Source organism: Aromatoleum buckelii, assembly GCF_012910785.2.
In the GTDB taxonomy this organism is placed as follows: Bacteria; Pseudomonadota; Gammaproteobacteria; order Burkholderiales; family Rhodocyclaceae; genus Aromatoleum; species Aromatoleum buckelii.
The window spans coordinates 553,505-565,680 of record NZ_WTVH02000008.1 but is presented as its reverse complement, the minus strand read 5'-3'; the positions used below and the strand labels follow the sequence as shown (position 1 = coordinate 565,680).

At 65.8% G+C, this 12,176-nt stretch carries 12 protein-coding genes; all 12 read right to left on the bottom strand.

The features are described from left to right. Nucleotides 1–5: 5 nt before the first annotated feature. The 12 genes from GO608_RS04510 to paaB all read right to left on the bottom strand — a co-directional run bounded on the left by GO608_RS04510 (nt 6) and on the right by paaB (nt 12,037). The gene (locus GO608_RS04510) at nt 6–1,397 is read right to left on the bottom strand and encodes a DEAD/DEAH box helicase (RefSeq protein WP_169197290.1); all 1,392 of its coding nucleotides are present in this window, start codon (nt 1,395–1,397) and stop codon (nt 6–8) included. Nucleotides 1,398–1,840: 443 nt separating this feature from the next. Beyond that, nucleotides 1,841–2,119 (bottom strand): HU family DNA-binding protein, encoded by a 279-nt coding sequence (locus tag GO608_RS04505; protein WP_011237830.1) that lies wholly within the window; start codon nt 2,117–2,119, stop codon nt 1,841–1,843. Nucleotides 2,120–2,256: 137 nt separating this feature from the next. Further along, on the bottom strand, nt 2,257–3,354 hold the full coding sequence (locus tag GO608_RS04500; protein ID WP_169197291.1) for an alkene reductase: 1,098 nt from the start codon (nt 3,352–3,354) through the stop codon (nt 2,257–2,259). A gap of 170 nt (nt 3,355–3,524) precedes the next feature. After that, nucleotides 3,525–4,304 carry an ABC transporter ATP-binding protein gene (locus GO608_RS04495; protein ID WP_169197292.1) on the bottom strand — a complete coding sequence of 260 codons (780 nt, stop codon included), beginning with the start codon at nt 4,302–4,304 and terminating at the stop codon, nt 3,525–3,527. Then, the gene (locus tag GO608_RS04490) at nt 4,301–6,094 is read right to left on the bottom strand and encodes a branched-chain amino acid ABC transporter ATP-binding protein/permease (protein WP_169197333.1); all 1,794 of its coding nucleotides are present in this window, start codon (nt 6,092–6,094) and stop codon (nt 4,301–4,303) included. The genes GO608_RS04495 and GO608_RS04490 overlap by 4 nt, the downstream gene beginning before the upstream one ends. A 5-nt stretch (nt 6,095–6,099) precedes the next feature. Continuing rightward, nucleotides 6,100–7,137 (bottom strand): branched-chain amino acid ABC transporter permease, encoded by a 1,038-nt coding sequence (locus tag GO608_RS04485; protein ID WP_169197293.1) that lies wholly within the window; start codon nt 7,135–7,137, stop codon nt 6,100–6,102. A 129-nt stretch (nt 7,138–7,266) separates the two neighbouring features. Continuing rightward, complete coding sequence (locus tag GO608_RS04480) at nt 7,267–8,415, bottom strand: ABC transporter substrate-binding protein (protein WP_169197294.1); 1,149 nt, start codon at nt 8,413–8,415, stop codon at nt 7,267–7,269. 272 nt (nt 8,416–8,687) lie between these two features. Next, nucleotides 8,688–9,305 (bottom strand): TetR/AcrR family transcriptional regulator, encoded by a 618-nt coding sequence (locus GO608_RS04475; protein ID WP_169197295.1) that lies wholly within the window; start codon nt 9,303–9,305, stop codon nt 8,688–8,690. 45 nt (nt 9,306–9,350) lie between these two features. Then, on the bottom strand, nt 9,351–10,430 hold the full coding sequence (paaE, locus tag GO608_RS04470; RefSeq protein WP_169197296.1) for a 1,2-phenylacetyl-CoA epoxidase subunit PaaE: 1,080 nt from the start codon (nt 10,428–10,430) through the stop codon (nt 9,351–9,353). Nucleotides 10,431–10,461: 31 nt separating this feature from the next. Then, nucleotides 10,462–10,950 (bottom strand): 1,2-phenylacetyl-CoA epoxidase subunit PaaD, encoded by a 489-nt coding sequence (gene paaD, locus GO608_RS04465; RefSeq protein ID WP_169197297.1) that lies wholly within the window; start codon nt 10,948–10,950, stop codon nt 10,462–10,464. Between the two features lie 17 nt (nt 10,951–10,967). Further along, nucleotides 10,968–11,735, bottom strand: coding sequence for a 1,2-phenylacetyl-CoA epoxidase subunit PaaC (gene paaC, locus GO608_RS04460; RefSeq protein WP_169197298.1), 768 nt, complete (start codon nt 11,733–11,735; stop codon nt 10,968–10,970). A 14-nt stretch (nt 11,736–11,749) separates the two neighbouring features. Continuing rightward, nucleotides 11,750–12,037, bottom strand: a complete 288-nt coding sequence (gene paaB, locus GO608_RS04455) for a 1,2-phenylacetyl-CoA epoxidase subunit PaaB (protein WP_011237819.1) — start codon at nt 12,035–12,037, stop codon at nt 11,750–11,752. Nucleotides 12,038–12,176: the final 139 nt, after the last annotated feature.

Below are 12,176 nucleotides of genomic sequence, written 5' to 3'. Positions count from 1 at the left end.
GTCGTTCAGCCGCGCGCAGCCGGACGCGGGCGGCGGGCGCCGTCCGGCCGGTCACCGCCGAAGCGGCTGCCTTCGCTGCGGCCGGCGCCACCGTCACGACCGTAGCCGGCGCGGCTTCCGGACGGCGACTCCGAGGACCAGCCTTTGCCGGCGCCCGGACGACTGTCACGGCTTTCACGACCGTACGACGACCCGCTCGGACGACCGCCGAAGCCCGGCTTGCCACCGGCCGGCGCGCGACGCGGCGACGACGGGCGTTGCGTCGGCTCGAGGCCTTCGATCACGTGCACCGCGAGCTGTTTGCCGGTGAAGCGCTCGATCGCGCGGATGATGCCCATTTCGCGCGGCCCCGAGAACGTGATCGCGATGCCGTCGCGCCCGGCTCGACCGGTGCGGCCGATGCGGTGCACGTAGTCTTCGACCTGACGGGGTGCGTCGAAGTTGATCACGTGGCTGATGCCGGCGACGTCGATGCCGCGCGCTGCGACGTCAGTCGCGACGAGCACGCCGATGCGGCCTTGGCGCAGCTTGTCCAGCGTGCGGTTGCGCGCCGTCTGATGCATGTCGCCATGCAGCGCAGCGGCCGAAAAGCCTTTTTCCTGCAGATTCAGCGACACTTCCTCGGCCCCGCGCTTGGTCGCCGTGAAGACGACCGCCTGTTGCAGGTCGTCGCCGCCGAGCAGCGATTCGAGCAGGCGGTTCTTGTGCACGATGTTGTCGGCCATCAGCAGACGCTGCTCGATGTTCGCGCGGTTCTCGACCGTCGCGGCGATCTCGATGCGCTGCGGATTGCGCGTCATCTTGCGCGCGAGGTTGCCGACCACGCCGTCGAGCGTTGCCGAGAACAGCAGCGTCTGGCGGCTCGCCGGGGTCGCGGCGACGATGGTTTCGATGTCCTCGACGAACCCCATGTCGAGCATGCGATCGGCTTCGTCGAGCACCAGCACTTCGATGTCCGACAGCTTGAGCTTGCGACGGTTGAGGTGATCGATGAGGCGGCCGGGCGTCGCGACCACGACGTCGACGGGGCGCGACAGCAGCTTCGCCTGGGCGAAGAACGGCGCACCGCCGACGAGGCACGCAGTGTTCAGGTAACGCAGGTTGCGAGCGTAAGTCTTGACCGCTTTTTCGACCTGCTGCGCCAGCTCGCGCGTCGGAGTCAGCACCAGCACGCGCGGACCGGCACCGGGGGCCGGCTTGCGGTCGATCAGGCGGTGCAGGCTCGGAAGCGTGAAAGCGGCGGTCTTGCCGCTGCCGGTATGCGAGGACACCATCAGGTCGGCCCCCGCGAGCGCGGCGGGAATGGCCTGCTCCTGGACCGAAGTCGGGACCGTGTAACCGGTAGTTGCGATGGCTTGAAGCAGGGCTTCGTGGAGGCCGAGTTCCTGGAACGTCATGGGTTCTTCCTTGTATGTCCGGCACAACGGATGGTCGTGCCGAATCGATGCCCGGGTGAACGGGCAAATGAAAAAGCATCGCACCGTCCCATAGGGGACGCGGTGGCGGCAAGCGCGCGATGGGCTTGGGCCGGCCGGATTCCGCCGGGAAAACAGGCGGAAATCGACCGCGCATCGGCACCAACCGGCATTCGCGATGCCATACGATCAGAAGAACGAATGGGTTTCGACGGGAGGGTCGGGGGCGATGGGGCTGTGGATACAGTCCCTCGGCTGGGTCCGCGGAATCCTGATCCCGCGAGATAGACCTGAAAAAAGACCGACTGCTGCATTGCACAACGACGCGAATGGTACCTGATTTTCCCTATCCGGGAAAGAGAAAAACGAAGGACCCGACGCCAGGAGGCGCCGGGTCCTGCTGCGGCATGAAAAAGCCGAGCGTCTTACTTGCTGTTGATTGCGGTCTTCAACGTAGCGCCGGCGGAGAACTTCGGCACGCGCGACGCGGCGATCTTGATCGAGGCGCCGGTCTGCGGGTTCCGCCCGGTGCGCTCCGCCCGTTCGGACACTTCGAAAGAGCCGAAGCCTGTGAAGGCAACTTTTTCGCCGGCAGCCATGCGCTCGACGATGATATCCAGCACGGTCGACAGGGCCCGGTCGGCCTGCGCACGGGAAACATCCAGACGGTCGGCCAAGGCCTCGACGAATTCACCTTTGTTCATGCTTATCCTCGATTGGTGTGTGTGTGGTACAGAATTGCAGCTTTACCGCGCGGATTCTAGCACCGTCGCGGTCACCGGGGATTTGCCCGGAACGTGGATACAACACGAAAAACAGCGATTTCATCGCCATAAAATCGTCATCCACCCAGCGTAGGATAGTCGATATAGCCCCGGTCGCCTCCCTGATAGAAGGTATCGGCATCCCACTCGTTCAGCGGCGCACCCGCACGGAAGCGTTCGACCAGATCCGGGTTCGAGATGTATGGGCGCCCGAACGCGACCGCATCGCAGATTCCCGCAGCCAGCGCAGCTTCGGCGCGTGCCTGGTCGAAGCCCCCGTTCGTCACGATTGCCATTGTCGCGATGTCGCGAAAATGGCGCGTCACGTCGTCGATCGCGCCGACCGCGCCGTCGAGCTGGTTCGGCAGATACGGCTCGGTCAGATGCAGATAGGCCAGCTCATGGGCATTGGCACGACGCACGACGTACTCGAACATCGGCAGCGTGTCCTCGTCGACGCGCATGCCATGGAAGCGGTTCATCATCGGATTGAGCCGGAAGCCGATGCGCGACGGCGACCACTCGGCGGCCACCGCGTCGAGCACTTCGAAGAAGAAGCGCGCACGGTTCGCGTGGCTGCCGCCGTATTCGTCGTCGCGCCGGTTGGCAAGCGGCGAAAAGAACTGGTGGATCAGATAGCCGTTCGACGAATGGATCTCGACGCCGTCGAAGCCCGCCAGCACCGCATTGCGGGCAGCACGGCCGAAGTCGGCGACGATCGCGGCGATCTCCTCGCGGCTCAGGGCGTGCGGCGTGGGCGTCGTCTTCAGCCCCTGGGCCGAGAACATTTTCCACTCCGCATTGACCGCGGAAGGGGCGACCGGAAGTTCACCGTCGTGGAATTCGGTCAGCGACAGGCGCCCGCAATGCCACAGCTGGCAGACGATGCGCCCGCCCGCGGCATGGACTGCGTCGGTCACGCCCCGCCAGCCGGTGACTTGGGCGTCGGACCAGATGCCGGGCGTATAGGGGTAGCCGCGCCCCTGTGCCGAGACGATCGTCGCCTCCGACACGATCAGGCCCGCGCTCGCGCGTTGTGCGTAATAGCGCGCCGTCGACTCGGTCGGGGCAAATTCAGGATTGTCGGCGCGGCAGCGCGTCAGCGGCGCCATCACGACACGGTTCGGCAATTCCAGCGCGCCGAGGCGAACGGGTTCAAGCAGACGGGAATTCACGGTGCCTCCTGGGTCGGGAATCGAAAATTCGAACCGCGGTCATTCTGCCAGCATTCGCGGGCGATGCGCCACTGCGCAGGCGCTGCCCCGGGCCTGTTTTCGACTCATGGCCAAGAGCATGACTGCCGGGTGCGACGGACGCCGGAGTGCCGCCGTCGCACCTCCCGCACTCAGGTCGACAGCATTTCCTGATGCTTGCCGCCGAGGCCGAGATAAGCCTCGATGACGCGCGGGTCGTCGGCAAGCTGGCGCGCCGGGCCTTCCATCGCGATCTCGCCGGTCTCGAGCACGTACGCGTAGTCGGCGACCTGCAGCGCGGCGCGCGCGTTCTGCTCGACGAGCAGGATCGACACGCCGCGGCGGCGCAGCTCGCCGATGATGCGGAAGATCTCGCGCACGATCAGCGGCGCGAGGCCCAGGCTCGGCTCGTCGAGCATCAGGAGCTTCGGCTTGGCCATCAGCGCGCGGCCGACCGCGAGCATCTGGCGCTCGCCGCCGGACAGCGTGCCCGCGAGCTGGCTGCGTCGCTCCCGCAGGCGCGGGAACAGCTGGTAGACCTCTTCCATCGTCTGCGCGTGGTCGCGGTGCCCCGAACGATGACGCTGGAACGCGCCGAGGACGAGGTTGTCCTCGACGGTCATTTCGCCGAACAGCTCGCGCTTTTCCGGCACCAGGTTCATGCCGCGCGCCACCATGCGCTCGACGACCGGCACGCCTTCGATCGTGCCGTCGAAGTCGACTTTGCCGCGCGACTCCAGCAATCCCATGATCGCCGACAGCATCGTCGTCTTGCCCGCACCGTTGGGACCGATGACGGTGACGATCTGGCCTTCGCCGACCTTGATGTTTGCGTTCGACAGCGCTTCGACCTTGCCGTACGACACGGTGAGGTCGCGCACTTCCAGCACGGTTTTCAGGATCAGGTTGCTGCCGTGGATGTTCGCGTTCATTCGACGCCTCCGAGATAGGCTTCGAGCACCGCCGGATTGCGCTGCACGTCTTCCGGCAGGCCCTCGGCGATTTTCTCGCCGAATTCCATGACGACGACGCGATCGACGAGGCCCATCACGAAGTCCATGTCGTGTTCGACAAGCAGGATGCCGATCCCTTCCCCACGCAGCTTCTTCAGCAACTCCGCGAGCGCCTGCTTCTCCTTGAAGCGCAGGCCCGCGGCCGGCTCGTCGAGCAGCAGCAGACAGGGGTCGGCGGCGAGCGCGCGGGCGATCTCGAGGATGCGCTGCTGGCCGAGCGCGAGGCTGCCGGCCGCATCGAACATGTGCTCGGCGAGTCCGACCCGCTCGATCTGGCGCGCCGCCTCGTTCAGCAGCCGCGCTTCCTCGTTGCGGTCGAGCCGCCACGCCGACGACAGCACGCCCTTGTCGCCGCGCAGGTGCGCGCCGATCGCGACGTTCTCCAGCACCGTCATCGTCGGCAGCAGCTTCACGTGCTGGAACGTGCGGCTCATGCCCATGCGCGCGATCTCGCGCGAGTCGCGCCCGGCCACCGCGCGACCGAGGAACAGCACTTCGCCCGAAGTCGGCGTATCGACGCCCGAGATCTGGTTGAACATCGTGCTCTTGCCCGCACCGTTCGGACCGATCAGCGCGAGGATCTCGCCGGCGCGCACTGACAGGCTCATGTTGTTGTTGGCGACCAGGCCGCCGAAGCGCCGCGTGACCTCCTTGGCCTCGAGGATCACTTCGCCCTTGGCCGGCAACGGCTTTCTCGGCAGCGCCTCGGCGGCGGCGTCGAGTTCGCGGCGTGTCGCGCGCACCGGCACGAGCCGGGCCAGCAGCGGCCACAGACCGTCGCGCGCCCGCTGCAGCACGATGACCATCATCAGGCCGAAGAAGATCACCTCGAAGTTGCCGCTCTGGCCGAAGATTCTCGGCAGCACGTCCTGCAGCCACTGCTTGGCGATCGTGATCACGCCGGCGCCGACGAGCGCGCCCCACACCTGGCCCGCCCCGCCGACCACCGCCATGAACAGGTACTCGATGCCGATGTGCAGGCCGAACGGCGTCGGGTTCACGAAGCGCTGCAGGTGGGCGTACAGCCAGCCGGACGCACAGGCGTGCAGCGCGGCGATGACGAAGATGATCATCCGCGAGCGCGCGGTGTTCACGCCCATCGCCTCGGCCATCACCATGCCGCCCTTGAGCGCCCGGATCGCCCGCCCTTCACGCGAGTCGAGCAGATTCTGCGTCGTGAGCATCGCCGCCAGCAGGAACAGCCAGATCAGGTAGAACAGCTCTTCGCCGCGGTCGAGTTCGAAGCCGAACACCGTGATCGGCGGCACGCCGGTAAGACCGGTGTGGCCACCCAGCGTGTCGAGCGTGCCGAACAGGAAGTAGAGGCTGATGCCCCAGGCGATCGTCCCGAGCGGCAGGTAGTGCCCGGACAGCCTGAGCGTCAGCGAGCCCAGCACCAGCGCGACGACCGCGGTGAAGACCAGGCCGACGACGAGCGCGAGCCACGGCGACCCGCCCGCCCACGCGAGCCAGCCCGGCAGTTCGGTCGCTGTCGTGAGCACCGCAGTGGTGTAGGCGCCGAGGCCGACGAAAGCGGCCTGGCCGAAGCTCGTCAGGCCGCCGACACCGGTCAGGAGCACGAGACCGAGCGCGACCAGCGCATACAGGCCGATGTAGTTCAAGAGCGTGACGTAGAACGAAGACAGCACCAGCGGGGCCACCGCGAGCACCGCGAGAAAGACGCCGAGAATCAGGCGCGGGGAGAACATCGGTTTCATTCCTCCTCCTCCACGTGGCGGCCTCTGAGCGAACGCCACAACAGAACCGGGATGATCAACGTGAACACGATCACTTCCTTGTGGGCACTTGCCCAGAACGAGCTGAACGCTTCGAGCAGGCCGACCAGCAGTGCGCCCGCAGCCGCCAGCGGATAACTTCCGAGCCCGCCGACGATTGCAGCGACGAAGCCTTTCAGGCCGATCAGGAAGCCGGTGTCGTAATAAATCGTCGTGATCGGCGCGATCAGCACGCCCGACAGAGCCCCGATCAGCGCGGCGAGGAAGAACGTGAGCCGCCCCGCGAGCGCCGGCGAAATGCCCATCAGCCGCGCGCCGACCCGGTTGATCGCGGTCGCCCGCAACGCCTTGCCGTAGAGCGTGCGCTCGAAGAACTGGTAGAGCGCGACGATCAGCACGAGCGACGAGACCACGACCCAGATCGTCTGGCCGGAAACCATGACCGGACCCATTTCGAAGCGCGCATCGGAGAACGGCGGCGTGCGCGAGCCTTCGGCGCCGAAGAACAGCAGCCCCAGGCCCACCATCGCAACGTGCACCGCGACCGACACGATCAGCAGGACCAGCACCGGTGCGGCGGCGATCGGCTGGTAGATGAGCCGGTACATCAGCGGCCCCATCGGCACGACGACGGCCAGCGCGAAAAGGATCTGCGCGATCATCGGGAAGTCCTTGACGGGCAGCGTGTACAGCAGCGCGACGAGGACCAGCGGATAAGCGACGTACCAGCCGACGAGCCGCACGAGCCGTCCGGGCTGGCCGGCGCGCAGCGCGAGCCGCACGTCGAGTGCCGCCGCGAGCAGCCCGGCGCCGAGCAGCAGCCATACCGTCGCGGGAATCGCGCCGGCCTGGATCATGACGAGCGTGAGCGCGCCATACGACACGAACTCACCCTGTGGAATGAAAATCACCCGAGTGACCGCAAACACCAGCACGAGCGCGAGCGCGAGCAGCGCATAAATCGCCCCGTTGGTGATGCCGTCCTGCCCGAGCAGCAGAGCTATCTGGAAATCCATGGACAAACCTCGTTACCGGACCAGAACCTGCCAAGGCGGGACCCGGTCTGTCTCCGATGCATCGAAAGCGGGTCCGGCGGCGCCCGACGACGCCGCCGAACCGGTCTGCTTCAGCGTGTTTCCGACCGATTACTGGACGAGCTTCCAAGCTCCGTTCTGGATCTGCACCATCACGCGCGAACGCTGGTCGAGACCCAGGTGGTCGGTCGGGCTCATCGTGAAGATGCCGTGCGCGGCGGGCACTTCCTTCACGTTCTCGAGTGCGTCACGCAGCGCGGTACGGAACTCCTTGGTGCCCGGCTTCGCCTTCTTCAGCGCTTCTGGCGCCGCCGCGGCGAGCAGCACGCCGGCATCCCAGGCGTGCGCACCGAACGTCGATACGCTGCCCTTGCCGTGTGCCGCCTCGTACTTCGTGATGTACTCGATCGCGCTCTTCTTCACCGGGTTGCTGTCGGCGAGCTGGCTCGCAACGAGCACCGGGCCGGCCGGCAGGAACGTGCCTTCGCAATCCTTGCCACAGACGCGCAGGAAGTCGTTGTTCGCGACGCCGTGGGTCTGGTAGATCTTGCCGGTGTAGCCGCGCTCCTTCAGCGCCTTCTGCGGCAACGCTGCCGGCGTGCCCGAACCGGCGATCAGGATCGCGTCGGGGCGCGCCGCCATCAGCTTCAGCACCTGGCCGGTCACCGAGGTGTCGTTGCGGTTGAAGCGTTCGTTGGCCACCATCTTGAGCTTGCGGGCATCCGCGACGCTCGAGAACTGCTCGTACCAGCCTTCGCCGTAGGCGTCCGCGAAACCGATGAAGGCGACGGTCTTCACGCCGCTGTTCGTCATGTGCTCGACGATCGCGGTCGACATCTGCGCGTCGTTCTGCGGCGTCTTGAACACCCAGCGCTTCTTTTCATCGACCGGTTCGACAATGCGCGCCGAAGCAGCCATCGAGATCATCGGCGTGCCGGATTCGGCGACGACGTCGATCATCGCCAGCGAGTTCGGCGAGACCGTCGAACCGAGCACGATATCGACCTTGTCTTCGGAAATCAGCTTGCGCGTGTTCTTCACCGCTGCGGTGGTGTCCGAAGCGTCGTCGAGCACGATGTAATTGACTTTCTCGCCGCCGATCGTTGTCGGCATCAGCGCGATGGTGTTCTTTTCCGGGATGCCGAGCGAGGCAGCCGGACCGGTGGCAGAAACGGTAACGCCGACATTGATGTCGGCGTGAGCAGCACCTGCCGCGAAAGCCATGCCGAGAACCGCGATTACTGAAGTGCGTAGCTTCATGTGTGTCTCCTCCTCTTCGGTTTATAAGCGGCCGACCCCGGACTGGGTTCCGGCCACGTGCAACACTTTTTGTTGCTCAGGCTGATTATTGTGTATCAAATCGGTGGTCGACGAGCAAAAATTCCTCATCTCGGCCGAATTGACCAGGTAGTCGGGGCCTCGCCCGGAAAACCGCCGCCGCACATCGTACATGCACCTTGGGCTGCGCTGCTCCCCGATGTCGGGTAGAGCAGCCCGAATGGGGGCGGCAGCGAGCCTGCGAGGCTCGCCGCTCATGCCGTGACCCTGCCGCTCTGTTCGACGAAACCTTTGACGCCGTTGAGGAAAATCCCGGTGACGACCGGAGCCATGTCGCGGAACGTGAGCCGCCCGTCGGTCCGCATCCAGGTGAAAGTCCAGTTGATCATGCCGAAGAGGATCATCGCGACCGGGCGTTCGAGCTTGCGCCCCTTCAGGCCCGGCTCGATCCGCACGATCGCGTCGGTGAACGCCGAAACCACCCTGCGCTGCTTCGCGGCGATCTTCGCCGCCTGCTCCTGCTGCAGGAATTTCACGTCCTGGACGATCACGATGTGCTGGTCGTGCGCGTGCTCGTATTCCTCCATGAAGCGGGTGACGAGCTCGGAGAAATGCGCGTCGTCGTCGAGGCCGCGTGCGACGACGCCGTCGATGATCGCCAGCAGGCGGTCGATGTAGCTGTCCGCGATGTCGAAGAGGATGTGTTCCTTGTCGCGGTAGTAGTGGTACAGCAGAGGCTTCGAGACGCCGCAGGCTTCCGCGAGCGCCGACATCGATGCGTTGTGGAAGCCTTTCTGCGCGAACAGCGCGGCAGCCGCGTCGAGGATCGTCGCGCGCTGCAGTTCGAATGTCGGTGCCTTGCCTCGAGCCATGCGCTGTTTTTCCGTTTGGTCCGTTTCCGGGTCGCCGGCGGGCGCTCAGCGCTCGTCGAACGTGATCACGACCCGCTCGGTCAGCGGATGCGCCTGGCAGGTAAGAATGTAGCCGGCATCGATGTCGGGCTGCTCGAGAGTGAAGTTTTTGTCCATGCGCACCTTGCCTTCGATGACTTTCGCCCGGCAGGTGCAGCACACGCCCCCCTTGCACGAATACGGCAGGTCCATGCCGGCGCGCAGCGCGACGTCGAGGATCGACGGATCCTCGGCGCGGAACTCCATCTCGCGCCTGAGACCGTCGGCGATCACAGTGACTTTCGCCTGCGCCGCGTCGCCCGGCTCGACATGATGTTCGGGCGCGGAAGCCGGCACGCCGAAGCGCTCGAGATGGATATGCTCATGCGCGACGCCGCCCTTGTGCAGCGCCGCCTCCACTTCGTCGATCATGCCGCCGGGGCCGCAGATGAACGCTTCGTCGATGGTATCGACCGGGATCAGCGTGTCGAGGAACGCGGCGACGCGCGCGGCATCGAGCCGGCCGTTGAACAGCGGCACTTCCTGCTCCTCGCGCGAGAACAGGTTGTACAGCGTGAAGCGCGACAGATAACGGTTCTTCAGGTCCTCGAGCGCCTCGGCGAACATCACGCTGCCCTGGCGGCGGTTGCCATACACCAGCGTGAAGCGGCTTTTCGGCTCTGCGCGCAGCGTCGTCTTGATCAGCGACAGGATCGGCGTGATGCCGCTGCCGGCGGCAAACGCGACGTAGTGCTTCGCGTGCGACGGGTCTAGCGGCGTGTGGAACCGGCCTTCGGGCGTCATCACGTCGAGCACGTCGCCGACCTTGATGCCGTTGTCGTTGACCCAGGTCGAGAACGCGCCGCCGGCGATCTTCTTGATCGCGACGCGCAATTCGTCGTCATCGACACCAGCGCAGATGGAATACGAGCGGCGCATCTCTTCCTCGCCGACCCGCACTTTCAGGTTCAGGTGCTGGCCCTGCACGAAGCGGTAGTCGTCGGCGAGCTCGGCCGGCACCTCGAAACGCAGGCTTACCGATTCGGGCGTCTCGCGCCGTACTTCGGTGACTTTCAAGGGATGGAATTTCGGCGTTCTGGGGGTCATCAATGAGTCTCCATGGCCGCTCTCGGGCGACTTAGATCGGTTTGAAATATTCGAACGGTTCGAGGCACGAGCGGCAGCGGTACAGCGCCTTGCACGCGGTCGAGCCGAATTCGGACAGGCGCACCGAATCGGTCGAGCCGCAGCGCGGACATGCGAGCTTCTTCGGCACGAAGCGGATCGGCTGCGGACCGACCGGCGCGTCACCGCCGGGCGGGGCGATGCCGTAGGCGCGCAGTTTTTCCTTCGCCGGCTCGGTGATCCAGTCGGTCGTCCAGGCCGGGGCAAGACGCGTCTCGACCGTCACGTCTCCGCCGCCGGCAGCGACCAGCGCATCGCGGATGCTCTGCGCGATGACTTCGGTCGCCGGGCAGCCCGAATAGGTCGGCGTGACGACGACGTGCAGGCCGGCGGCGGTCGCGACGACTTCGCGCACGATGCCCAGCTCGGTCACCGAGATCACCGGGATCTCGGGGTCCGGCACGGCTTCGAGCACCTCCCAGGCACGGGTTTCGGTCAGCATGGCGGTCGTCGCCCCGCTCACCACTGCGCGCCGGGGTAGGTGCGCTGCATGATCTGCATCTCGGCGAGCAGATGCCCCATGTGCTCGCTGTGGCGGCCGAACTTGCCGTACGAACGGAACGGCGTGCGCGCCGGCACCGTCAGCGTCGCTTCGGCCAGCACCGGCAGGACGAGCGCTTCCCACGCCGTTTCCAGTTCGCTCCACGCCGGGCCGACGCCGGCCGCCGCGACCGTGTCGTCGACCGGCGTCGCGGCGAAGAACTCGGCCGTGTAGGGCCACAGGTAGTCGAGCGCGCCTTGCGCCCGCGCGTGCGATTCGGCCGTGCCGTCGCCGAGGCGGATCACCCAGTCGCCGGCGTGCTGCGCGTGGTAGCGCGCTTCCTTGATGCTTTTCGCGGCGATCGCGGCCAGCTCGGCATCGCTCGACGTCATCAGCCGTTCCCACAGCAGCTTCTGGAAGCTGCTGTAGAGGAAGTTGCGCACCATCGTGCGGGCGAAGTCCTGGTTCGGCAGCTCGCACAGCGTCAGATTGCGGTAGTTCGGCTCGGTGCGCAGGAACGCGAGCTGATCCTCGTCGCGACCGCGCCCTTCGAGCCGGCCGGCGTGGGTGAGCAGCATGCGCGCCTGGCCGATCAGGTCGAGCGACATGTTCGCGAGCGCCATGTCCTCTTCGAGCACCGGCGCGTGGCCGCACCACTCGGACAGGCGCTGGCCGAGAATCAGCGCGTTGTCGCCGAGGCGCAGCACGTATTCGATATGTTCGGGGCTTGTCATCTGTTGGGTCATCGTCATCGCCCTCTTTACATATGGTTCACTTCGTCCGGCAGTTGGTAGAACGTCGGGTGCCGGTAGATCTTGTCTTCGGCCGGATCGAACAGCTCCGGCTTCGCGTCGGGGTCGGAAGCGACGATGTGGTCGGCCTGCACGACCCACAGGCTCACGCCTTCCTGGCGGCGCGTATAGACGTCGCGCGCGACCTGCAGCGCGAGCTTCGCATCCGGCGCATGCACGCTGCCGCAGTGTTTGTGGTCGAGTCCGTTACGGCTGCGGACGAAAACTTCCCACAGCGGCCATTCCTTGCGTTCCATGTCCATCTCCTCTGTTGAGAGCGGCTCAGCCCGCTCTTCGGTCGGTTATTAACCCGGCAATACCGTTCGGGCTGAGCTTGTCGAAGCCTTGGCAGCGCCCTTCGACAAGCTCAGGGCGAACGGTTGTATTTGATTGCCG

Bases quoted from the DNA above. Each gene is read 5' to 3' on its own strand.
- GO608_RS04510 (WP_169197290.1), bottom strand. From the start codon at position 1,397: ATGACGTTCCAGGAACTCGGCCTCCACGAAGCCCTGCTTCAAGCCATC.
- GO608_RS04505 (WP_011237830.1), bottom strand. From the start codon at position 2,119: ATGAACAAAGGTGAATTCGTCGAGGCCTTGGCCGACCGTCTGGATGTT.
- GO608_RS04495 (WP_169197292.1), bottom strand. From the start codon at position 4,304: ATGAACGCGAACATCCACGGCAGCAACCTGATCCTGAAAACCGTGCTG.
- GO608_RS04490 (WP_169197333.1), bottom strand. From the start codon at position 6,094: ATGTTCTCCCCGCGCCTGATTCTCGGCGTCTTTCTCGCGGTGCTCGCG.
- GO608_RS04485 (WP_169197293.1), bottom strand. From the start codon at position 7,137: ATGGATTTCCAGATAGCTCTGCTGCTCGGGCAGGACGGCATCACCAAC.
- GO608_RS04480 (WP_169197294.1), bottom strand. From the start codon at position 8,415: ATGAAGCTACGCACTTCAGTAATCGCGGTTCTCGGCATGGCTTTCGCG.
- GO608_RS04475 (WP_169197295.1), bottom strand. From the start codon at position 9,305: ATGGCTCGAGGCAAGGCACCGACATTCGAACTGCAGCGCGCGACGATC.
- paaE (WP_169197296.1), bottom strand. From the start codon at position 10,430: ATGACCCCCAGAACGCCGAAATTCCATCCCTTGAAAGTCACCGAAGTA.
- paaD (WP_169197297.1), bottom strand. From the start codon at position 10,950: ATGCTGACCGAAACCCGTGCCTGGGAGGTGCTCGAAGCCGTGCCGGAC.
- paaC (WP_169197298.1), bottom strand. From the start codon at position 11,735: ATGACCCAACAGATGACAAGCCCCGAACATATCGAATACGTGCTGCGC.
- paaB (WP_011237819.1), bottom strand. From the start codon at position 12,037: ATGGAACGCAAGGAATGGCCGCTGTGGGAAGTTTTCGTCCGCAGCCGT.